Origin of the sequence: Pantoea sp. DY-17 (assembly GCF_019795975.1) — a bacterium.
Lineage (GTDB): Bacteria > Pseudomonadota > Gammaproteobacteria > Enterobacterales > Enterobacteriaceae > Pantoea > Pantoea leporis.
This window is the reverse complement of sequence record NZ_JAIMIG010000001.1, coordinates 1,277,727-1,299,703: the sequence shown is the minus strand read 5'-3', so window position 1 is coordinate 1,299,703 and position 21,977 is coordinate 1,277,727. Positions and strand designations below refer to the sequence as shown.

The window sequence follows — 21,977 nt, the reverse complement described above, 5'->3', positions numbered from 1 at the left end:
GTCGCCATGAATGGCGACCACACGATTATTGCGCAAAAGCCCACGTCAGTTTGCCCTTGTCGGAGACCAGCTTCTCCAGCTTCTTCTCATTCACTTTCTTGCGTGCGCCTAACCGATCCGCCGTCAGCGGGCCGCTATCGCTGTGCGCAATCACCGTGTCTTTCGGCACGCTGGTCATCTTCTCAGCGATGGTTTCCAGCGCTTTGGCGTAACCGTTGCGGTTATTGAGGTCAAAGTTCTTCAGCGGCAGCTGCGTTTCCAGCCATTTGCCCCAGTAGAACTCGAGGAACGGCGGCGGATTCTGCTCCTTCTCAAAGCCAATATCGCGCACGAAATAGACCAGCGAGCGATATTCATCATTCTGCATATGCTGGCGGCCCAACTCTTTCGGCAGCGCGTCCGGTTTAATTTTGCCAGCTGGCGTATCCAGCCACACCAGATGTGCCGTTTCCATTTTTTGCCAGAAGGCGGACATGGTTTTCAGGCTGCGGAAGTCATCGGTGATGCGCACCTGCACCGGCGTGTTAAGACCGGCGATATCGGCGAAATTGCTGAAAGTATGATGACCATCGGTGAGGTACAGCACGTTATCCGGCGCAATCACCGCCGTTTTCATCGGGCCCGGTTCGCTGCCGACCGGTGCTTTACAGCTGAAGCTGCTGGGCTGCGAGAGACGTGATTTACTGTCAAATTTATCAACGCCTTTCTGCCCCATGCTTTCGCAATAATCATCGAACAGCTTTTTCGGTTCGGCTTCATAACGATGCTGCTTGTAATCCAGCTGACGATAGCCAATCGCGGCCTGCGTTGGATGGAGTTGCGCTAACTGCACTTGCACAATATCACCGGCTTTGATGTCGGCGGGCAGAGCGGCGGATGCCTGTCCGGCTGACCATAACAGCGCCAGTATTGACCACGGTGTTCTCATTCCTTTTCCTCGAATCGCCTGAAACAGATACGCACAATAGCATTAGTGTCATTTTGCCGCTGTAGTGTTGTCGCTCGCGGTTGCCCAGTCGCAACCGGTCATCCAGACATCTGACCACACGGAGCTTTGATTATGGCACTTGCTGCTGTGCAACCGACAAAACTGCAACACACCGTTATCGATCCCAGCGTGCGCATGCGCGAAACCCAGATTGGCGCGCAATGTGAAGTGCTGGCCGAAACCTATATCGAATACAGCGAACTGGGCGACTTCTCCTATATGGGAGAGCATTGCTGCGTCGCCGATGCGCAAATCGGACGCTTTACCGCCATTGCCAATCATGTACGGATTGGCGCACCCAATCATCCAATGGATCGCGCCTCGCAGCACCGTTTCACCTACTGTCCGGAATACTACGATGCGCAGGCGGAGCGCGATAATGGCTTCTTTGCCGAGCGTCGCGCCGATCGCGTGATTATTGGCAATGATGTGTGGATTGGGCATGGCGTGATCGTACTGCCGGGCGTGGCGGTGGGTGACGGCGCGGTGCTGGCGGCCGGTGCGGTGGTGACGAAAGATGTGCCGCCATACACCATTGTCGGTGGCGTGCCAGCCAAAGTGATCCGTGCACGTTTCGCGGCGGATATTGCCGCGCAGCTGCAGGCGATTGCCTGGTGGAACTGGCCGCTGGAGAAGCTGATGGCGAATCTGGCCGATTTCCAATCCTCCGATCTCCGCGCATTTTGCCAGCGGCACGGCAGCTAACCGCGCTGCAAGCGCCATTTGTCGTCGCAGCGAATCTCAAGTAAACTCAAAATACCCTGTTTTTGAGATTGCTTGAGATGAAGCTGCGCCGCCCACCCGCTCAACTTATTGATTCGCTGAGTATCAGTGAGATTAATTCGCTCCTCGCCAGTCATGCCGAGTGGGATGAGCGCTATCTGCATTTCGATGAGTTATATCGTCGTGTCAGTGATAGTCAGACGCGTGAGAAAGTGTGGAGCGCACTGAAATTCAAGCGCCGCAGCAGCGCGCAGCACTTTGTGATCGCCGATCAAACCGTGACCTGTAATCTTACGGCCAAAATCACGGCGGCGATGTCGATGGTTGATCGTATGACCTTTGCACGCAACGGCGAACCAACGGATGAGGACGCGGCTTCTTACCTGATGTCACAGCTGATCATGGAAGAGGCGATTTCATCCAGCCAGCTGGAAGGCGCGGCGACCACCTCGCGCGTGGCGATGGAGTTGCTGGCGGTGGGGCGTGCGCCGCGCAACGAAGATGAAAGCATGATCATGGGCAACTGGCGCTTGATGCAGCACATTGCCACGCTGGGTGACGCGCCGCTGACGCGCGCCGATATTCTGGAAATTCATCACATCGCCTGCGCCGGCATTAATGATGACAAATATCGGCCCGGCGCCGTGCGCGACAATAACGATGTGTTTGTTGCCGGGCGCGACGGCGAAATCATTCATCAGCCGCAGGATTATCAGCGGCTCAATAGCCTGCTGGACGCGTTATGCGCCGAAGTTGCCTGGCTGGAGCAGCAGGGCACGCATCCTTTGCTGGTGGCCTGCGTGATGCACTTTGCCATCGGCTACATTCATCCCTTCAATGATGGCAACGGGCGCACCGCGCGCGGCCTGTTCTACCATCATCTGATTCGTCACGGTTACAGCGCGTTCCGCTACATCTCAATCAGCAAGCTGTTGAAAGCCGCGGCGGTAAAGTACGGCATTTCCTATCTTTACAGCGAAACTGATGAGATGGACCTGACCTATTTCGTGCAGTTTCAGTGCGAAGTGGTGATGCGCGCGGTGACTGCCTTCACCGAGCAAATCGCCACGCTGCACAAAGAGCGGGAGCGTTTAGTGACGTGGGTGGAAGAGCATATGACCTTAGCCAAAGGTGAGCTGGATATCATGGCCATCGCGCTGAATGCGCCGGGTTCGTTACTCAGCTCTGCCGGGATTAAATCGCGGCTCGGCATCGCGGATAACACCGCGCGTGCGCGCCTGAAAAACCTCACCGAACAGGGATTGTTGCGTCCACTAAAGGAGGGGAAAGGAACGGTGTATCAGGCGCCTGTTTCACTGCGCAAGCTGCAGGAGTGGCTGAAAAAGCGCGAAGGGTAACAGCGTTATCGCAAGCAATCTCAAAATACCCTGTTTTTGCGATTACTTGCGATGTGGATTAGATCGGCGGATGCATTACCATCGCCGATAGCACCGCTTCCTGCGGCAACCCGACATGCAGCAAAATCTGCTGGCGATAATGATCGTCGGCGTCGCGCGCATCGTCGCTGAGTAACACGCCCACTTCATTGACGTTCTTGCCAGCCACCTGCACCTTGTCACGCGCGGCACTGCGCATCCATTCGTACTCGATATCAATGTGGCCGGTATCAATGCAGCGAATGCCATGCTGGCTGAGATCGTAAGCCAGCACCGTGGCGGTGGGGCCGAGCGACATTAGCACCATATCGTAATCGCGTGCGTGCGCCAGCACCGAGCTGTAGAGATCGTTGTAAACCGAGAAGGCGTTGCGATTGAGCGTGGTGATGCGTTTAATCTCCCGCGCGTCATCAAGCAGATCGTTACCGATGCCGAGACGCGTGCCGCTGCCTTCCACAATTAATATCTTTTTATCGCTGAACAGCTGCTTGAACTTATTAAACACGCGAACCGCCTGCTGCTTGTCCTTATAATCGTGATAGGGACGCGTAACGGAGGTGTTGCCGTAGCGGTAATCTTTCTTTAATAAGGTTTCATAATGGCGAAAATAAAATGCTTTATGAAAAAACCAGAATAGGGCCGAACCAAAACGCATATTCGCGGTGCCGCGAAAGGCATCGGGCATACACAATAAACACGGATTCTTCGGCTGACTTCCGCGCCGTAATATCTCTTTAAGGCGAATAGAGAGTCGTTCATCAAAAGATTGAAAACCGATATTCTTGAACAAGGTCATTTCCAGTTCGCCGTCGCCATAGCGGCTTACGGAGAGCTTGTGGTTGCTGAGCAGCAAGTCAATGGTCTGTTCAGGCGACATCACCTGATATTGCCGGGCTCGCGCATTGGCAACCGGAAACTTAAAAGCAGCGTGTGTGAGTTTAAAAGGAAAACGTAATTTACGATAAAAGAAATCTGCGCTGATCATCATAACCTTCTTTTTATTAGCGGCCTTGCCGCAGAGCAGTTACGTGATTTATATCACGCTTAATCCGGGATAACAGGCTGAGGAAACTCTCAAAAAGTCATTGCGGCGCAATGGCTAATCAATTTAAAAAAGATTAAATGAAGAGGGAATAAATAAAACTGTAATAAAACCGCACTTATTCGCGCTGCTATGATAATTGTTGCCAGGAATAATCGCAGCAGCGCATTAATGATTAATTAAGTTATTTCAATTGATGACGAACGGTTAAAGCGATTTTCCGGCTTTACTAAGCCTAAACGATCGCGCAGCGTACCCGGTTGATAGTCGCTGCGGAAGACGCCCGCAGCCTGCAGGCGCGGGACAACCTGTTCGAGGAAGCGATCTTCGTTCTCGTCAATGTAGGTGGGCAGAATGACAAAACCGTCGCAGGCCTGATGCTGATACCAGTCAATCATCTGCTGCGCAATGCTATCCGCTGTGCCGGTCGGTGCCGGGAACGACAAGCTCTCGGCGTAGCGTTTCGCCATCTCGCCCAGCGTCAGGTTCTGCTCAATGGCGCTGGCGATCACATATTGAAAACGGCCTTTGCTGCCGGTGATCTTTTCACGCAGGTCAGGCACCGGCCCGTCAATGGGGTACTGCGAAAGATCGATATTCATGCTGGCCGAAACAAAGCTGAGGCCCGATTCCACGGTAATCAATGATTTCAGGTACGTCGCACGCTCCTCGGCATCGCGCTGCGTATTGCCGACAATCGGCACCATGCCGGGCAGAATGCGCAGTTGATCGGGCTGACGCTGATACTGCAGCGCACGCTGTTTCAGGGTTTGATAAAACTGCTGCGCGCGTTCCCGATTGGGTTGCACCACAAACAGCACTTCCGCCTGTTGCGCGGCCAGATCGATAAAGGCTTCCGATACGCCAGCCTGGATCACCACCGGATGACCTTGCGGCGGACGCGGCAGATTAAGCGGTCCCTGCACGTTGAAAGATTCACCCTGATGATCAAGCCTATGGAAGCGTGCCGGGTCGGCAAAGTGCGCCTGCGCTTTATCCAGAATCAGCGCGTCCTCTTCAAAGCTGTCCCACAGCGCTTTCATGACATCAATAAATTCGGCCGCGCGGCGATAGCGAGCTTCATGGCTGAAGTGCTCGCTGCGACCAAAGTTGCGCGCTTCGGCGTGGCTCAGCGAGGTAACCACGTTCCACGCTGCGCGCCCGCCGCTAATATGGTCGATGTTTGCCAGCTGACGCGCGGTGGTGTAAGGCACCGAATAGGATGAGGAAACCGTGCCGCCGAGGCCGATGTGGTCAGTCACCGCCGCCAGCGCGGCTAATAATGTTAAGGGTTCAGACCAGCCAACCTGACGATGCTGCACGGTGTGCGCCAGATGCCCGCCGTAAACATCATCAATCGCCAGCTTGTCCGCGACAAAAATCATGTCCAGCTTCGCGTCTTCGGCGCGCTGGGCGATTTTGCGGTACAGCGGCCAGTTACTGCCGCCGGTCGCAGCTGAATCGGGATGGCGCCAGCCGCCCTGATGAATGCCGGAGTCGAGGTAGAGCGCCAGATTCATCATGGTTTGGCGGCTCCGTTGGCGTTAAAGAAGGAGGCATCCACCAGTTTGTCAGCTTTTAAGCCGGGTTTGATCAGGCCGCCGCGGGTGAAGGTATCAATCGCCAGCTGCTGGCGTTTCTCTACCAACGCGTAATCTTCTACCGGCGCGTTGTTTTCACGCTGCACTTTACTCAGCGCCACCACATCTGGCAGACGCAGCAGTTTGGCGATCTCGCTGGCGTAGGCTTGTGGATGCGCCACGCCCCACGCACGTGCGCGAATCAGGCGCTCGCGGAAGTCCGTGAGCTGCTCACGCTTGCTGGCGATGGCGCTATCGGTCGCCACCAGATAGTTTGAAACCGGCGAATTTTTGCCGTCGATGGCGATGCGATCGCCGGACTGCGCCACGGCAAAGGACACATAAGGTTCCCAGGTTGCCACCGCATCCACCGCGCCATTATCCAGCGCCAGCGTCGCTTCCGACGGCGTGGTGAAGACAAAATTGACGCTGTCGTCGGGCAAACCCGCTTCGTGCAGCGCATTCAGCACCATGTTTTGCCCGGCCGATCCTTTTACCGTCGCCACTTTCTTGCCTTTTAGGTCGGCGATGCTGTGCAGGGCGCTGTCCTTTTTCACCAGGATGGCATTGCCGAGATATTGCGATGCCTGAATGGCGCGGATCTGCGCGCCTGCGGCCACGGCAAACGACAGAGGACCATCGCCGACTAAGCCGGCATCCAGATGCTGGGAGTTGAGCGACTCCAGCAGCGGCGCAGCGTTGGGGAACTCATACCATTTGATTTCATACGGCACATTGTTGAGCTCGCCAGCGGCGGACATCACCGCGCGAGCATTGCCTTTTTGATCGCCGACGATCAGTGGGTCAGTTGCAGCGTGAGAAGTCACCGCGAGGAGCAACAATGAGCTGGCTAATAAAGTGATTTTCATAACGTTTCCCGGGTAAAAAGAAAACAGCGTAAGTTTTCTACTACAGCGGGCGTAGTAACAAATCCGCGCAAGGTTATGTCTCAGGCGCAAATGCCCCCAAATCGCGCATCCTCGCCATTTTTAGTTATCAAAAAATGCGAATTTTCCTCACTAATGATTAATTCTCTCAACGAAAATGAAACGTGATTTCAGTCACAGATTGAACGAGGCGGTAGCTGGCAGCCATTAGCCAAACTACATTCATTAGCGGAGCTAACGACACACCTCGCAACGGGTTTTTACTAAACGGTAACGTACGTTAAAATTCTGTTGATTTTATGTGGGGTTATTTTTGAGGTTTTTCGATGAAAATGGTTGAGGGATTAGCATGGTTAACAAATTAACCAGTATTGTGCTCGCGATTCTGGCGATTGCCTTGCTGTACATGGGCGGCAAGCTGTTAATGCTGGGCGGCAGCGCCTTCTATGCGCTGATGGCGGTGGGATTACTCATCACCGCAATATTACTGTTCCGCAACCAGCGCAGCGCGCTGGCGCTGTATGCGGTGCTGATGTGGATTACGCTCGCCTGGATTATCTGGGAAGTGGGCTTTGATAAATGGCAGTGGATCCCACGCGGTGACCTGTTCGGCGTGATCGGCCTGTGGCTGGCGATGCCGTGGGTGGTGAAACCGCTGTATCGCGGCGAACGCCGTTTCCACGGCTTCCTCGGCGGCACTGTGATTATCATGATCGTGGTGGTGATTGGTCTGTGCTTCTACGATCCGGTTCCGCAGCAAGGCACCATCAGCAATGCCCGCGAGCAGAACAGCGAGCAGGGCGCCGCTAACGACTGGACCGCGTACGGTGGTTCGTCTGACGGCCTGCGTTTCTCGGCGCTGAATCAGATCAGCAAAGACAACGTCAAAAACCTCGAAGTTGCATGGACCTATCACACCGGTGATTTGCGCCAGGATGCGGATGCCACCGAATACACCTTCGAAGCTACGCCGCTGAAAGCCAACGGTATGCTGTATTTCTGTACGCCGCATAACGAAGTGCATGCGCTTGATCCGGAAACCGGCGCGGTGAAGTGGAAATTTACGCCAAATAAAGACCGCTCTTACCTGCAGCAGCATCAGACCTGTCGCGGCGTAAGCTACTACGAAGAAACCCCGGTTGCCGCACAGGATAGCGCCGCAAATCCGGCCATCTGCCGTAAGCGTATCTTTAACGCCACCACCGATGCGCAGCTGATTGCGCTGGATGCCGATACCGGTAAACCGTGCGCTGATTTCGGTCAGAACGGTGTGGTTGATCTGCATGCCAACATGGGTGAAGTACGTCCACATGCGCTGATGCAAACCGCAGCACCACTGGTGGCGGGCAAGCTGGTGATCGTTGGCGGTTCCGTGATGGATAACGGCTTCAACAGCGGCAACCCGTCAGGCGTGATCCGTGCCTATGACGTGCAAAGCGGTCGTCTGGTATGGAACTTTGATCCGGCTAACCCGGAAAACACCGCGCCAATTGCTGCCGGTCAAAACTACCCGCAGGACACGCCAGTGGCGTGGGGCACGCTGAGTGCTGACCTGAAAAACGGCATAGTCTATGTGCCGTTTGGTAACGCTTCACCGGATGAAGTGGGCATTGAACGCGATCCGAACAGCAACACCGAGAAGTTCCGTGATGCGCTGGTGGCGCTGGATTTGCAAACCGGTGCGTTCAAATGGCGCTATCAGAGCTCCAACCACGACCTGTGGGACCGCGATAATCCATCACAGCCTTCGCTGGTGGACATCGATTATCAAGGCCAGAAGCAGCCTGTGGTGATCCTGCCGACCAAAACCGGCAACCTGTTTGTGCTGAACCGTCTTACCGGCCAGCCGGTGTATCCGGTGAACCAGGTGAAGGTTTCTACTGAAGGTGGCGTAGCGGGTGAGAAATTTGCGTCGACTCAGCCGGTTTCCAGCCTGAACTTCATCCCGCAGCCGTTAACCGAGAAGTCAATGTGGGGCATTACGCCGTTTGACCAGATGTCATGCCGCATGGATTTCCGTAGCCTGCGCTATGATGGCAATCCGTGGACGCCCGCAACGGAAGGCGGTTCACTGATCTTCCCTGGCAACATTGGTGTGTTCAACTGGGGTTCTGTTGCTGTCGATCCGCAGCGTCAAATGCTGATTGCCGCGCCAGTGCGTCTGGCCTACAAATACAACCTGATCAAACGCACCGAGCAGACCGCCACCGAGCGCCTGTTCACCAAAGATGGCACGCCATACTGGAACGAAAACTTCCACGGTGACTACGCGATCCATATCCAGCAGATGGCGTCAGGCCTCGGCATTCCCTGTGTTGCGCCGCCTTGGGGCCGCATGGTGGGCGTGGATCTGAAGACCGGTAAAACCGAATGGCTGCGCCGCGTGGGCGTGACCAAAAACCTGAAGACCAGCTTCCTGCCTGGCCGCTTCCCCATCGGCTTCCCGATGGGCATGGTGGCGCACGGTGGTCCATTGCTGACCGCAGGGGATTTGGTGTTCCACGGTGCAACTGCGGATAACTTCTTCCGCGCCTACGACAGCACCACCGGCGAACTGCTGTGGCAGACCGAGCTGAGTGCCGGTGCGCAAGCCACGCCGTCTACCTTTATGGGTAAAGACGGTAAGCAGTACGTGGTGATTGCCGCAGGCGGTCACGGTTCGCTTGGCACCCAGGCGGGTGACAGCGTTGTGGCATTCCGTTTGAAGTAATTGCAGTGAAATAGAATAAGGCGCCCGCTGTGGCGCCTTTTTTTGTTTTTGTCAGGTTATATTGAGCATCCCTAAGAGACGCCACTAATCAGGAATTCTATGACTATCGCCTGCCTGCATACCGCTGCCAGTAATATCGCTATTTTCGATGATGCCGCGCACTCATTGGGCATGAGCAACGGCGCACTGAGTCATATCGTGATGCCGCATTTGCTGGCGGAAGCGGAGCTGACCGGTGGCATGACCGCTTCGCAGCAGCAAAAGCTGGAACAGCTGTTACGCAGCCTGACGCCGTGGTTCGACGCGATTCTGATTACCTGCTCGACGCTGGGTCCGGTTGCCGATGGTTTTTGTGTTGAAGGGCATGATTGTCCGGTGTATCGCACCGATCGCATGCTGGCCGATGAGGTGCACCGTTTGCCGGGAAAATCTCTGGTGCTGTGTGCGGCGGAATCCACGCTGGCGGCGACGCGAGCGCTGTTTTGCCCAGCGACGCTGCCGGTTGAACAGCATCCTGTTGTGCAGCTGATTCCTGGCGCATGGGCGGCGTTTAAAGCGGGTCATCAGGATGCGTATCTGCAGATGATTGCGCAAGCGGTGGCAGACGGGAAGCAGCAGGGCGCAGATCATGTGGCGCTGGCCCAGGTTTCCATGGCGGCGGCGTCCAGCCTGTGTAGCGCCGATAGTCAGCCGTTAACCAGCCCACAGCTGGCGTTAAAGGTGGTACGTGATTTTTCGTAGGGTGCGCATGCAAAACCGCGCATCAGGTTAACGTTTACCTCCGTGTAAATAATAATCATTTGCATTAACGGGTATAACTCATTATCGTTAGCAACACTTTGTAACCTATCGCGATTTAACCCCTAAAAATCCTCAATCAAAGGGGACGCTATTCTACTGTCGCTTTTCAGGAGCGCTCTTTTCATTTTCCTGACATACGCCCACATCAGCGATTTGGTAGAATCAAGATTGAGAATGAACGTTCACTACAGGATTATTCATGAAGAATTTTCAGCGCACGGCCATCGCCGGGCTGGTGTTATTGCTCGCCGCCTGTGACCAAAATAGCGCCCCGCCAGCGGGCGACATGACCACCGAAGTTGGCGTGAAAACGCTGCAAACCGAGTCGGTGACGCTCGATAGTCAACTCACCGGACGCGTGGTGGGCAGCATGGTGTCGGAAGTGCGTCCGCAGGTGGACGGTATCATCCAGAAGCGCCTGTTTACCGAAGGCGACGAAGTCAAAGCCGGTCAGGTGCTGTATCAAATCGATGCAGCCAGCTATCAGGCCAGCTACGATCAGGCCGTTGCGCAGTTGAAAAATGCGCAGGCGTTAGTGAAAAGCAGCCAGTTAAAATCCGCGCGCTATAGCGCGCTGGTGAAAGAGAACGGCGTATCGCGTCAGGATGCCGACGATGCGCTGGCAACCTATCAACAGAACGTGGCGTCGGTTGATCAATATCGTGCCGCCGTCGAAAGCGCCCGCATCAACCTCAACTACACGCAAATCAAAGCACCGATTTCTGGCCGCATCGGCATCTCGTCAGTGACGCCGGGCGCGCTGGTGACCTCGGCGCAAACCACGGCGCTGGCGACCATTCGCGCGCTCGATCCGATCTATGTCGATCTCACGCAATCCAGCGTGCAACTGCTGAAACTGAAGCGTCAGCAGGCTTCCCTCCAGCAGAGCAGCGATGTGGTGCCAGTAACGGTAAAACTGGAAGACGGCAGCAATTACGATCATCCCGGCAAGCTGGAACTGACTGAAGTGGCGGTTGATGAAGCCACCGGAACCGTTACGCTGCGCGCCATTTTCCCTAATCCGCAGCATGAATTGTTGCCGGGCATGTATGTGCGCGCCAGCGTCACTAACGGCGTTAAAAAGGATGCGATTCTGGCCCCGCAGCAGGGCATCACGCGTGATGCTAAGGGCAACGCCACGGCGCTGGTGGTGGATAACGAGAACAAAGTGCAAAGCCGGGAAGTGGTGACCGATCGGGTTATCGGCAACACCTGGCTGGTGACCAGCGGTTTAAACAGCGGCGACAAGCTGATTGTCGAAGGCACCGCCAAAGTGCAGGCCGGGATGACGGTGAAAGCTGTTGAAGTGACGCCGAACAGCGCCCGCAGCGGAGGCCAGTAATTATGTTGGCTCAGTTCTTTATTCGTCGGCCGGTATTCGCCTGGGTGATCGCCATCTGCATCATGATGTTTGGTGTGCTCAGCATTAAAAGCCTGCCGATTGCGCAATATCCCGACGTCGCACCGCCGCAGATCAGTATTCAGGCCACTTACACCGGCGCGTCGGCGGAAACGCTGGAAAGCAGCGTCACGCAGGTGATCGAGCAGCAGCTCACCGGCCTCGACGGCTTGCTCTATTTCGATTCCACCAGCACCGCCTCAACCGGCCAGGTAAAAATCAGCGTCACTTTCCAGCAGGGCACCGATCCGGATATTGCGCAGGTGCAGGTGCAGAACAAAGTGCAGCAGGCCGAAAGCCGCTTGCCGACGTCCGTTACCACGCAAGGCGTGACGGTGGAGAAGGCGCAAAGCGACTTCCTGCTGATTCTGGCGCTGTACGATAAAACCAACCAAAGCACCTCGGCCGATGTGGCGGACTACATGGTCAGCAACATGGAAGATACACTGGCGCGCGTGCCGGGCGTCGGTAGCGTGCAGGTGTTTGGTGCCGAATACGCCATGCGCATCTGGCTCGATCCCGCCAAACTCGCCTCCTTTTCGCTGATGCCGTCCGATGTGACCAGCGCGCTGGAGAGCCAGAATACCCAGGTTTCCTCCGGTCAGCTGGGCGCGCAACCGGCCAGCAAAGAGCAGCAGCTGGTGGCGACCGTGCGTTCGCGTTCACGTCTGCAAACGCCGGAACAGTTCCGCAATATCGTGCTGAAAAGCCAAAGCGACGGATCGGTGGTGCATCTGAGTGATGTGGCACGCGTGGAAATGGGTGATGAGGATTACAGCGCCAACGTGCTGGCGAACGGTCATCCGGCTTCAGGGATCGCGGTGCAGCTGGCGTCCGGCGCCAATGCGCTGTCAACCGCCGAACAGGTGAAAGCCACCATCGACGAGTTCCGCAGCAGCATGCCGCCGGGCTATGAAGTGGCGTATCCGCTCGACAGTACCGACTTTGTGAAAATCTCGATTGAAGAGGTGGTGAAAACCCTGATCGAGGCGGTGATTCTGGTGGTGATCGTGATGTTCGTGTTTCTGCAGAACATCCGCACCACGCTGATTCCGGCGATTGCCGTGCCGGTGGTGCTGCTGGGAACCTTTGGCGTGCTGTCACTGTTCGGGTACTCGATCAACACCTTAACTATGTTCGGCATGGTGCTCGCCATCGGGCTATTAGTGGATGACGCGATCGTGGTGGTGGAGAACGTCGAGCGTGTGATGCGCGAAGAGGGCTTGCCGCCGCGTCAGGCCACTGAAAAATCGATGAAGGAGATCACCGGCGCGCTGATTGGTATCGCGCTGGTGCTGTCGGCGGTGTTTCTGCCGATGACCTTCTTTAGCGGCTCAACCGGTGTTATCTATCGTCAGTTCTCCATCACCATTGTGTCATCGATGGTGCTGTCGGTGATTGTGGCGTTAACGTTGACGCCGGCGTTGTGCGCCACGCTGCTCAAACCGCACAACGAAGAAGGCGGTCAAAAGGGCTTTTTCGGCTGGTTTAATCGCAGCTACGAGCGCGTGCAGACGCGTTATCACAACGGCGTGGGTCATGTGCTGCACAGTTCGGTGCGCTATCTGCTGCTCTACGCGGTGCTGCTGATCGGTTGCGCGGTGCTGTATATGCGTTTGCCGACCGGCTTCCTGCCGACTGAGGATCAGGGCTATATCATGGTGCAATACCAGCTGGCACCGGGCGCGACGGAAAACCGCACCAGCGCGGTTCGTCGTCAGGTGCAGGAATACTTCGCCACCAAAGAAAAAGACAACGTCAACGTCAGCATGCTGGTGAATGGCTTCAGTTTTGCCGGCAGCGGCCAGAACGCCGGGATTGGCTTTATCTCGCTGAAGAACTGGAGCGAGCGTAAAGGTGCTGAAAACAGTGCCGATGCCATTGCCGCGCGTGCCATGGCCAATCTTGCCAGCATTCGTGATGCGCAGATCTTCGTGCTGTCACCGCCGTCAGTGTCCGGTTTGGGGCAGTCAGACGGATTCACCTTTGAGCTGCAGGCGCGTGGTGCCACCGGGCGCGATCAGCTACTGCAGATGCGCAATCAGCTGATTGCTGAAGCCAATCAGGATCCGCTACTCAGCGCGGTGCGTGCTAACACCTTGCCGGATTTGCCGCAGCTGCAAGTCAATATCGACGATGAAAAAGCGCAGTCGCTGGGTCTCACCATCAGCGACATCAACGACACGCTCAGTGCGGCGATTGGCGGCAGCTACATCAACGACTTCACCGATCGTGGCCGCGTGAAGAAGGTTTACATGCAGGGCGATCAGCAGTTCCGCAGCAAGCCGGAAGATATCGATCGCTGGTACGTGCGCGGCAGCGATAGCAACAGCAATACCACCATGGTGCCGTTTGCGTCGTTTGCCTCCTCAGAGTGGGCGTACGGCCCGGATGTGCTGTCTCGTTATAACGGCCTCGCGTCCTACGAAATCGAAGGTTCGGCGGCGGCCGGCAAGAGTTCCGGGGATGCGATCAGCGCGATGGAAAAACTGGCGGCGAAGTTGCCGGCGGGCACCACCTTTGCGTGGAGCGGCTTGTCCTATCAGGAAAAACTCTCCGGCAACCAGGCGATGTCGCTGTATGGCATCTCGCTGATTGTGGTGTTTCTGTGCCTGGCGGCGTTGTATGAAAGCTGGTCGGTGCCGTTCTCGGTGATGATGGTGGTGCCGCTGGGGGTGATCGGCTCGCTGCTGGCGATCAGCCTGCGCGGGCTGGAAAACGACGTCTACTTCCAGGTGGCGCTGTTAACCATCATTGGCTTGTCAGCGAAGAACGCGATTCTGATCGTTGAGTTCGCCGAAGACAATTACCGTAAAGGGGAAAGCCTGGTGAAGGCGGCGACGCACGCGGCATCGATGCGCCTGCGGCCCATCATTATGACTTCGCTGGCATTTACCGCTGGCGTATTGCCACTGGCGATTTCCACCGGCGCGGGCGCCAACAGCCGTATTGCGATTGGTACCGGTATTATTGGCGGCACGCTGACCGCTACCTTGCTGGCGATCTTCTTTGTACCGCTGTTCTTTGTTCTGGTGCGTCGCGTGTTCCCGGCGATACCGCATGACGATAATCATGCATCTGTGCCCAAGGCGGGGGAATAACATGTCGGCAAAACTCTTAATGGTATTGGTTCCCGCGCTGCTGTCGGGTTGTGTGTCGCTCGATCCGCACTATGAGCGCCCGCAAGGCGCGGTCAGCAGCCAGATGCCGAGCGGTGAAGCCTATCGTTCATTGCAAGGCACACCAGCCAGCAACTACCGCGACCTAAGCTGGCAGGATTATGTGCTCGACGCCCAACTGCGCCAGGTGGTGGCGATGGCGCTGGATAGCAGCCGCGACTTGCGTGAAGCGGTGGCCAGCGTTAAATCCGCGCATGCGCAATACGGTGAAGAGCGCGCCAATCTGTTCCCGGCTATTAGCGCCGGCGTGAGCGGCACGCGTTCGCGCGCGTTAACCGGCGAAGGCAATCAAACCGCCATCAGCAACAGCTATTCGGCAGAAGGCAGCGTCAGTTCGTTTGAACTCGATCTGTTTGGCAAAAACCAGAGCCTGACGCGCGAGCAGTATGAAACCTATCTCGGCACGCTGCAGGGCGCACGCAGCACGCGCCTGACGGTGTTGTACAACACCGTGGATTACTGGCTGCAGCTCGCCGCCGACCGCAGCAATCTGGCGATTGCTAAAGAGACCGCCGAGAGCGCGCGACAATCGTGGCAGGTGACGCGCAAGCAGATGGAAAATGGTATCGCCTCAATGGTGGATGTCTCTTCTGCGGAAACCACCTATCAATCCGCACAGGCCGATGTCGCCAGCTATAGCACGCTGGTGGCGCAGGATAAAAACGCGCTGGATTTGGTGGTAGGCCGCAGCGTGCCGGATAACCTGCTGCCTGACAGCATTGAATCGATAGGTAACGCACTGCGCGAGGTGCCTGCGGGCGTCTCATCAGATGCGTTGCTGAATCGTCCTGATGTGTTGCAAGCCGAGCATAATCTCAAGTCTGCCAACGCCAGTATCGGCGCGGCGCGTGCCAACTTCTTCCCGAGCATTACGCTGACGGGCAGCGGCGGCGTCGGCAGTAGCGATCTGTCGACGCTGTTTAAAAACGGGGCGGGCATTTGGTCGTTTGCGCCGAGCATTTCGCTGCCGATTTTTCAGGGCGGCTACAACGTCTCTTACCTGAAATACACCAAAGCACAGAAAGAGTATTACGTAGCGGCGTATGAGAAAGCGGTGCAAACCGCCTTCCAGGAAGTGGCGGATGCGCTGGCGCGTCGTGGCACCATCAACGATCAGCTCAGCAGTCAGCAGCGTAATGTAGCGGCATCGCAAACCTATTATCATCTGGCGGATCTGCGCTACCGCAACGGCGTTGATAGCTACCTCAATGCGTTAACCGCGCAGCGCACGCTGTACAGTGCCCGAACCAATCTGGTGAGTACGCAGCAAGCCTATTACCTGAATTTGATCACCTTCTATAAAGTGATGGGTGGCGGCACGGCGTTGAAAGAATCTGAAATAATGAGCACGCAATAATTGTACTTTTCGTAGCGGCGCGATTTATCGCGCAACAAATTGCGTCGCTACATGGCCTGCGTGCGGGGAAGCAAGAATTGGAAACATTGTCTGGGTTTCTCACCGGAAACGCATCACGTATGATGACGGGAATAAACGCTAAATTCTTTTTCGGAGCCAATGTGAGTCACTCTGAACATGACGATTTTCTCTTACAGCGTCAGCAGCAGGTGATTTCTGCGGCGAAAGTCTGTTTTAGTCGCTCCGGATTTCATGGCGCCAGCATGGCGGACATTAGCCGCGAATCTGCGTTAGGGGCAGGGCAAATATATCGATACTTTAGCAGTAAAGAGCTTATTGTAACGGAAACAATAAAAAGCATCGCGCAGAACTGGCGCCTGTTTTTAATACAACACTTGCCCGCACAACAATCGACTCAGGATATTATCAACGCTGATTCGCCATTCTGGCAGCATTGGCCGAGTCAGGACCGGAAATTATTACTGGAAATGTATTCTGAGGCGTCGCGTAATGAATCGGTGCGTACCATTCTGGCCCAGCAGGAGCAATTATTACTTGCTGAGTTAGCGGCTATTTTTCGCGCGCAACAACCTGATATCGATCCAACACAGCGCGCCAATCGCATTCAATTTTTATTGCTGCTGGTCGATGGCGTCGCCTGTCGCGCCTTCGGCGATAGCGACCTGAACCAACGTGAAATGCAGCGGGTGAACGGCGTTCTCAGCCAGCATCTGTTCGGCTGAATTTACATCGCACCGTGCGGATAGACATCATTCACCACCGCATTGAAAAACGGCATAAAGCCCGGCGCCATATCGCACTGCTTCATGCAGCGGCGAATAATAATGCCGTCAATAATCAGCGACATCACATATAAGCGGGTGTGAATGGCATTGGCATCCTGCTCGGGGTGCAGCGCCTGCTCCTGAGCAATAAAATTATTTTTAAGCTCATGCCAGGCATCGAGCATAATTTGTTGGATGCGATTATTACGCGTGGCTTCAGATGACACTTCCATCAGCAGAATAATACTGTTTTCCACTGCCGCCGGCACAATATCTTCCGCTTCGTGATAATGTCCTTTCATATGCGCGATACGTTCAAAGTCGGCATTGAGTAGCGTGATCATCCGCTGCACTACATTGGTGACTAATGCCTCAATGATCGCCTCTTTGTTTTTATAGTATTTATAAATTAAACCAATGCTGACGTCGGCCTGGCTGGCAATATTCTGAATCGATGTCTGGTGAAAGCCTTTCAGCCGCATGCATTGCTCGGCGGCGGCCAGGATCTGTTCGCTTCGGTTCATGATTATTACACTCACAGAATAAAGCGGCTATTTTACGCAATTAAAACTGTACTGGCGATGAATAAAAACATTAACCCAACCTTATTATTTCGGCGCTTTATCATTGTTCAGTTTTTTTGATTTAAGCGAGCAGTTTTGCCTGCTGTTCATGATTTTTCAGACCTCTATGATGGTGGACAGAAAAAATCATCAAGGAATAACATCATGAACATCCTGCGCGCCCAACGCGATCAGCTGTTTGAATATGGTCCTTTTACCATTCGCCGTCAGCGTCCCGGTGAAGCGTTTGGACCGCTGGCGATTGTCGACCAAATGACGCTGCAACTGGATGCCACTATCCCGCTGCATTCTCATCAGGATAGCGAGATTTTCAGCTACGTTTGGCGCGGTTCGCTGCTGCACAGCACCGATCAGGGTGAAACGCACTCCCTTAACGCCAAACGCGCGCTGCTGCTGAGTGCCGGTAGCGGCATGCGCTTTGCCGAGTCTGCGCCTTTTATCGAAACCGAGATGTTGCAGGCCACCATTAATCCAGCGCAAACCGGCGGTGAGCCGCAGGTCAATACCTTTACCCGTGCGGACGGTGCGGCAGTGAACGCATGGACGTTACTGGCAGGGCCGCACGGCAGCGAGGCGCCGCTGGCGCTGAATCAGGCGGTGTACATTTATGACCTGAAACTGGAGCGCGGCAAACAGGTGGATGTGCCACAGCGTGAAGGTTTTTCAAGCTGGATTACCGTGCTGGACGGCATTGTGCGTATGGAGAATGAACGGTTGCACAAAGGCGATTCCGTGAGCGATAACAAGGCTTTGCCAGCGTTGATGGGCGAGCGGGATGCAACGCTGATTGCGTTTCTGGTGCAGAAAAGCCTGTAGAGCCGGCATTCATGGGCACCTAACCCTTCCTCCTTATAACATCGTGTTATCATCTGCGGATAAAACACCGGAGGAGGGTAATCCAATGAAAAAGAAAGAGTTCGTTACCCAGGATTTGCTGAGCAAGATCTATCAGGAAGATACCTCCGCGCCACGCAAATTACCGCCTGAACGCCAGCTGGCCGAAGAATATGGCGTATCGCGTTTCACTATCCGCCAGGCGCTGGAGAAACTGGTGAGTATCGGCGCGGTACGTATCGTGCAGGGATCAGGTATCTGGATTAATGAAACGGTACGTAATAACCCGCTGGTTTATAATTCGATCACCGAAAAGCGCTTTGATCAGATGCATTACCGCTCACTTAGCCTGCGTAAAAGACGCCCCGATAGTGATGAGCAACAGATATTCGCCATTAACGACAACGCCTTTATCTGGGAGTTTTCCCGCCTGCGCTATGTCGATAATGTGGCAGTACAAATTGAAATATCGCGTATGCCCGCAACCTTATTTACCGATCTCAACGGTGAGATTATTGAGCGCTCGATACAGCAATATGTGTTGTCCAAAGGCTACCAAATCTCACATTTACTCACCAGCTATCGTGCGATTAGCGTTAACCGCGAACAGGCGACGCTACTGGGTTGTAAAAAAGGCAGTCCGGCGATGCACATTATTAATCGTGGTATTTTGCAGGGCGGGCAGGTGTATGAAATCAGCGACATCGTAGATATTAATTACACCTGCACCTATCTGATTCCGCATAACCCGGATAATCTGCGTTTCCGCCAGCAACAGCGTTAACTTATGGCGTGTGCATGGTGCCGTCTGGCAGGCGACTCTGTGTCCATTCATGTGGACGATAAACTACCGGATATTTTTCCGCTAACGCCTGATCAAAGCCGACGCCAATACCTGATGCTTGCGGCGGATAGAGATAGCCATTTTTAATTTCCGGCGCGCCAGGGAAAATGGCATCCGTCAGCGTTGAGCGTGGAATAAATTCCTGAATCGCAGCATTGTGCAGGTGAATATTCAGATGTGTATTAACCGCCACGCCAATTGGCGTCATATCGCCCGGTCCGTGCCATGCCAGTCGCACACCGAATGCCTGACACAGTGCCGCCAGTTTCAATGCCGGCGTAATACCACCAATCTGCGAGACGTGACAACGAATAAAGTCGATGCGACGATTGACAATTAACTCGTGCCATTCTGCGGGATTATTAAATAATTCGCCTAACGCTAACGGCACCGCGCTTTGCTGACGCAACTGCGCTAGCCAGCCAGTTTGCGCGGGTGGGAGCACATCCTCAAGGAAGTAGGGCATATATGGCTCAAGCTGTTTTACCAGCTGAATGGCCTGCTGCGGGAATAAGCGCTCATGCACGTCATGCAATATTTCAAAACAGTGACCGTATTTCTCCCGCAACGCGCGGAACATCTCGACCGTATTCGTCATGTACTCTTGCTGCGAGTAATAAGCGCCGGAGGTGCTATTTTCCGGTGCGTGGAGTTCTTTCGGCGTTCCGCCGTAAAAGCCCAGCTGACAGCGGATATGGCGATAGCCTTTCTCTAAGGCGTTATCAACGGAGGTATAAAGTTCCTCCAGCGTTTCACCGCTGGCATGGGTGTAAGCTGCAATCGCATCGCGCGCTTTGCCGCCCCACAGCTGATATAAAGGCATATCGGCTAACTGCGATTTAATATCCCACAGCGCCATATCCACGCCCGAAATGGCATTGTTGGTCACCGGCCCGTTACGCCAATAGGCATTAACGTTCATCATCTGCCACAGGTCTTCAATATTGTTGGCATCGCGTCCAACTAATAGCGGCACTAGATACTCATCCACCATGGTTTTTACCGCCAAAGGACGCTGTTGAAAGGTGGCGCAGCCGTGACCGATAATCCCTTTATTGGTGGTGACGCGTACGGTAATAAGGTTATGGCGATCGGGGCGGGTAATAAAACACTCAATACTTTCAATAAGGGTTGGGGTCACGTGAAATACTCCTGTGGCGTAGTGACTGCGCTCAATTTCAAGGCCTGTAGACAAGCTATTTTGGCGTATCATTACCGGGTTTTTATTGAGACGCAAACCCTTTTTCAGCCAATAAATATTGGTCAGTAAAAAAGAGTATTTATCGCGATAAAAACAGACCAATTTGCTATTTTAAAACTTAATAGCCCTGTTGCAGCGGGTTTTGTGATAGCAGTCATGATTTATTGGTTTGTTTTGTCGAGCGTTATTTATTACCATCCAGTGCAGATTTCATCAGGCTGTTTTTCTTCCCTCAGGAGCACGTATGGGAACGCAGGAAGTAATAAAAAACATAATCCACTTAGTGGGTGGGAAGAATAATATCAATAAAGTCTGGCATTGCATGACGCGTCTGCGCTTTGACCTTATTGATGACAATAAAGTTAACCAGAGCGAAATTAAAACCTTGCCCGGCGTATTGGGCGCGCAAATGCAGAGTGAACAATTCCAGATTATTATCGGGCCCAAGGTCAATAGCTGGTATGAGCAAATCGTTCCGGTATTAAATAACGACGGCGTTCAGCCCGCGCAAAACGAGAAAGCGCGCAAAAGCCTGGTATCGCTGTTTATGGATACCGTTTCGGGCGTATTTGGCCCGATTGTTCCCGCCATTGCTGGTGCCGGGATGATCAAAGGTTTACTGGCCGGATTAGTGGCATTACAGCTGGTTTCGGCCAAAAGCGATACGGTAATGGTGATTGATTTAATTGCCAGCGGCGTGTTCTATTTCCTGCCGTTCTTTTTAGCGGTCTCTGCCGCCAAAATCTTTAAAACCAACGAGTATTTAGCCGCAGCCGTGGCGGCGTGTTTAATGTATCCCTCTTTAATTGATGCGGCAAAATCGCTGGCGGCGCATCAGGAGGGCGCAGTAAGCGCATTTTGGCTGATGGGCGTGCTGCCGGTTTCGGTATTTAATTATGCTTCCAGCGTTATCCCGGTCATCTTCTCTATTCTGGCTCTCAGCTATATCCATCGCTGGGTGGATCGTATTATGCCGGAAGTATTGAAAACCGTATTTACCCCAACCTTAACGCTGTTCCTGGCGGCATTAACCGCGCTGGTGGTAATTGGCCCGATGGGTATTTGGCTTGGCAAAGGTTTGGCGCTGTTTATTGAAGGCTTATTCAGTATCTCAGCGAGCTTTGCTGGCTTAATTGTCGGTGCCATTCGCCCCGTTGCGGTGCTAACCGGCATGCATCACGCGATGACACCGATTGCGTTACAGAATTTCAGCGATCGCGGTTATGACATGTTGATGCCGATGATGTTTATGGCAAATATGTCGATTGCCGGAGCCACATTTGCTATCTGGAAATTGACTAAAAATCGTCAGGACAAAGTGGTCACACTTTCAGCCGCCATTTCAGCATTATTAGGCATTACAGAACCGGCGTTGTTTGGCGTGCTAACGCGCTACAAAAAAGCCTTTATTGCGGCAACGGTTTCCAGCGCGCTGGCTTCGGCCTTTATCGGTTTCTTCGGCGTGCGTTTATACGGCTATATTCTTTCCAGTATATTCAGTTTGCCGGCCTATATTGGCCCGTACTTTATCTGGGCCATTTCCGGCGTCGCCATTGCGCTTATTATGTCGTTTAGTCTGACATTGATGTTGGTAGGCAAAGAACCGGATTTAATCGCACAGCCCGAGAATAAGTAATGTTTGGTCGCCATTCATGGCGACCAATTT

At 54.3% G+C, this 21,977-nt stretch carries 17 protein-coding genes; 11 read left to right on the top strand and 6 right to left on the bottom strand.

Annotated features, from left to right (window positions below):
• Nucleotides 1–25 precede the first annotated feature (25 nt).
• Nucleotides 26–928 (bottom strand): ParB/Srx family N-terminal domain-containing protein, encoded by a 903-nt coding sequence (locus tag K5Y33_RS06160; RefSeq protein WP_222233484.1) that lies wholly within the window; start codon nt 926–928, stop codon nt 26–28.
• A gap of 132 nt (nt 929–1,060) precedes the next feature.
• Here K5Y33_RS06160 and K5Y33_RS06155 point away from each other — a divergent pair, with 132 nt between their 5' ends.
• On the top strand, nt 1,061–1,693 hold the full coding sequence (locus K5Y33_RS06155; RefSeq protein WP_222233483.1) for a DapH/DapD/GlmU-related protein: 633 nt from the start codon (nt 1,061–1,063) through the stop codon (nt 1,691–1,693).
• Between the two features lie 77 nt (nt 1,694–1,770).
• On the top strand, nt 1,771–3,069 hold the full coding sequence (locus tag K5Y33_RS06150) for a Fic family protein (protein WP_222233482.1): 1,299 nt from the start codon (nt 1,771–1,773) through the stop codon (nt 3,067–3,069).
• Between the two features lie 58 nt (nt 3,070–3,127).
• Here the strand turns inward: K5Y33_RS06150 and K5Y33_RS06145 are convergent, their stop codons facing one another.
• From K5Y33_RS06145 to K5Y33_RS06135, 3 genes are all read right to left on the bottom strand, one after another.
• Entirely contained in the window at nt 3,128–4,093 is a 966-nt protein-coding gene (locus K5Y33_RS06145) for a GT-D fold domain-containing glycosyltransferase (RefSeq protein WP_222233860.1), read from the bottom strand.
• A gap of 236 nt (nt 4,094–4,329) precedes the next feature.
• Nucleotides 4,330–5,673 (bottom strand): NtaA/DmoA family FMN-dependent monooxygenase, encoded by a 1,344-nt coding sequence (locus tag K5Y33_RS06140; RefSeq protein ID WP_222233481.1) that lies wholly within the window; start codon nt 5,671–5,673, stop codon nt 4,330–4,332.
• A complete protein-coding gene (locus tag K5Y33_RS06135) occupies nt 5,670–6,599 on the bottom strand; it encodes an aliphatic sulfonate ABC transporter substrate-binding protein (protein ID WP_222233480.1) in 930 nt (309 codons plus the stop codon). Before K5Y33_RS06135 ends, K5Y33_RS06140 begins: the two co-directional genes overlap by 4 nt.
• A 367-nt stretch (nt 6,600–6,966) precedes the next feature.
• Here K5Y33_RS06135 and K5Y33_RS06130 point away from each other — a divergent pair, with 367 nt between their 5' ends.
• The 6 genes from K5Y33_RS06130 to K5Y33_RS06105 all read left to right on the top strand — a co-directional run bounded on the left by K5Y33_RS06130 (nt 6,967) and on the right by K5Y33_RS06105 (nt 16,806).
• The gene (locus tag K5Y33_RS06130; protein WP_222233479.1) at nt 6,967–9,327 is read left to right on the top strand and encodes a membrane-bound PQQ-dependent dehydrogenase, glucose/quinate/shikimate family; all 2,361 of its coding nucleotides are present in this window, start codon (nt 6,967–6,969) and stop codon (nt 9,325–9,327) included.
• A gap of 99 nt (nt 9,328–9,426) precedes the next feature.
• Nucleotides 9,427–10,068 carry a glutamate racemase gene (locus K5Y33_RS06125; protein ID WP_222233478.1) on the top strand — a complete coding sequence of 214 codons (642 nt, stop codon included), beginning with the start codon at nt 9,427–9,429 and terminating at the stop codon, nt 10,066–10,068.
• Between the two features lie 259 nt (nt 10,069–10,327).
• Nucleotides 10,328–11,470 (top strand): efflux RND transporter periplasmic adaptor subunit, encoded by a 1,143-nt coding sequence (locus K5Y33_RS06120; RefSeq protein WP_137385759.1) that lies wholly within the window; start codon nt 10,328–10,330, stop codon nt 11,468–11,470.
• Nucleotides 11,471–11,472: 2 nt separating this feature from the next.
• Nucleotides 11,473–14,628: an efflux RND transporter permease subunit gene (locus tag K5Y33_RS06115; RefSeq protein ID WP_222233477.1), complete on the top strand. Its 3,156-nt coding sequence runs from the start codon at nt 11,473–11,475 to the stop codon at nt 14,626–14,628.
• 1 nt (nt 14,629) lies between these two features.
• Entirely contained in the window at nt 14,630–16,063 is a 1,434-nt protein-coding gene (locus K5Y33_RS06110; protein WP_222233476.1) for an efflux transporter outer membrane subunit, read from the top strand.
• Nucleotides 16,064–16,182: 119 nt separating this feature from the next.
• On the top strand, nt 16,183–16,806 hold the full coding sequence (locus tag K5Y33_RS06105; protein WP_255610238.1) for a TetR/AcrR family transcriptional regulator: 624 nt from the start codon (nt 16,183–16,185) through the stop codon (nt 16,804–16,806).
• Between the two features lie 2 nt (nt 16,807–16,808).
• Here K5Y33_RS06105 and K5Y33_RS06100 read toward each other — a convergent pair whose 3' ends face one another.
• Nucleotides 16,809–17,372, bottom strand: coding sequence for a TetR/AcrR family transcriptional regulator (locus K5Y33_RS06100; protein WP_222233475.1), 564 nt, complete (start codon nt 17,370–17,372; stop codon nt 16,809–16,811).
• Nucleotides 17,373–17,576: 204 nt separating this feature from the next.
• Here K5Y33_RS06100 and K5Y33_RS06095 point away from each other — a divergent pair, with 204 nt between their 5' ends.
• Entirely contained in the window at nt 17,577–18,248 is a 672-nt protein-coding gene (locus tag K5Y33_RS06095) for a pirin family protein (RefSeq protein WP_222233474.1), read from the top strand.
• A gap of 85 nt (nt 18,249–18,333) precedes the next feature.
• Entirely contained in the window at nt 18,334–19,050 is a 717-nt protein-coding gene (locus K5Y33_RS06090; protein ID WP_101764439.1) for a GntR family transcriptional regulator, read from the top strand.
• A 1-nt stretch (nt 19,051) separates the two neighbouring features.
• Here the strand turns inward: K5Y33_RS06090 and K5Y33_RS06085 are convergent, their stop codons facing one another.
• Nucleotides 19,052–20,251 (bottom strand): enolase C-terminal domain-like protein, encoded by a 1,200-nt coding sequence (locus tag K5Y33_RS06085; protein ID WP_222210444.1) that lies wholly within the window; start codon nt 20,249–20,251, stop codon nt 19,052–19,054.
• A gap of 304 nt (nt 20,252–20,555) precedes the next feature.
• On the opposite strand from K5Y33_RS06085, the gene K5Y33_RS06080 reads away from it, so the two are divergent.
• Nucleotides 20,556–21,947, top strand: coding sequence for a PTS transporter subunit EIIC (locus tag K5Y33_RS06080; RefSeq protein ID WP_222233473.1), 1,392 nt, complete (start codon nt 20,556–20,558; stop codon nt 21,945–21,947).
• Nucleotides 21,948–21,977 lie beyond the last annotated feature (30 nt).

Coding starts and splice junctions, on each gene's coding strand:
- K5Y33_RS06160 (WP_222233484.1), bottom strand. CDS start 928: ATGAGAACACCGTGGTCAATACTGGCGCTGTTATGGTCAGCCGGACAG.
- K5Y33_RS06155 (WP_222233483.1), top strand. CDS start 1,061: ATGGCACTTGCTGCTGTGCAACCGACAAAACTGCAACACACCGTTATC.
- K5Y33_RS06150 (WP_222233482.1), top strand. CDS start 1,771: ATGAAGCTGCGCCGCCCACCCGCTCAACTTATTGATTCGCTGAGTATC.
- K5Y33_RS06145 (WP_222233860.1), bottom strand. CDS start 4,093: ATGATCAGCGCAGATTTCTTTTATCGTAAATTACGTTTTCCTTTTAAA.
- K5Y33_RS06140 (WP_222233481.1), bottom strand. CDS start 5,673: ATGATGAATCTGGCGCTCTACCTCGACTCCGGCATTCATCAGGGCGGC.
- K5Y33_RS06135 (WP_222233480.1), bottom strand. CDS start 6,599: ATGAAAATCACTTTATTAGCCAGCTCATTGTTGCTCCTCGCGGTGACT.
- K5Y33_RS06130 (WP_222233479.1), top strand. CDS start 6,967: ATGGTTAACAAATTAACCAGTATTGTGCTCGCGATTCTGGCGATTGCC.
- K5Y33_RS06125 (WP_222233478.1), top strand. CDS start 9,427: ATGACTATCGCCTGCCTGCATACCGCTGCCAGTAATATCGCTATTTTC.
- K5Y33_RS06120 (WP_137385759.1), top strand. CDS start 10,328: ATGAAGAATTTTCAGCGCACGGCCATCGCCGGGCTGGTGTTATTGCTC.
- K5Y33_RS06115 (WP_222233477.1), top strand. CDS start 11,473: ATGTTGGCTCAGTTCTTTATTCGTCGGCCGGTATTCGCCTGGGTGATC.
- K5Y33_RS06110 (WP_222233476.1), top strand. CDS start 14,630: ATGTCGGCAAAACTCTTAATGGTATTGGTTCCCGCGCTGCTGTCGGGT.
- K5Y33_RS06105 (WP_255610238.1), top strand. CDS start 16,183: ATGATGACGGGAATAAACGCTAAATTCTTTTTCGGAGCCAATGTGAGT.
- K5Y33_RS06100 (WP_222233475.1), bottom strand. CDS start 17,372: ATGAACCGAAGCGAACAGATCCTGGCCGCCGCCGAGCAATGCATGCGG.
- K5Y33_RS06095 (WP_222233474.1), top strand. CDS start 17,577: ATGAACATCCTGCGCGCCCAACGCGATCAGCTGTTTGAATATGGTCCT.
- K5Y33_RS06090 (WP_101764439.1), top strand. CDS start 18,334: ATGAAAAAGAAAGAGTTCGTTACCCAGGATTTGCTGAGCAAGATCTAT.
- K5Y33_RS06080 (WP_222233473.1), top strand. CDS start 20,556: ATGGGAACGCAGGAAGTAATAAAAAACATAATCCACTTAGTGGGTGGG.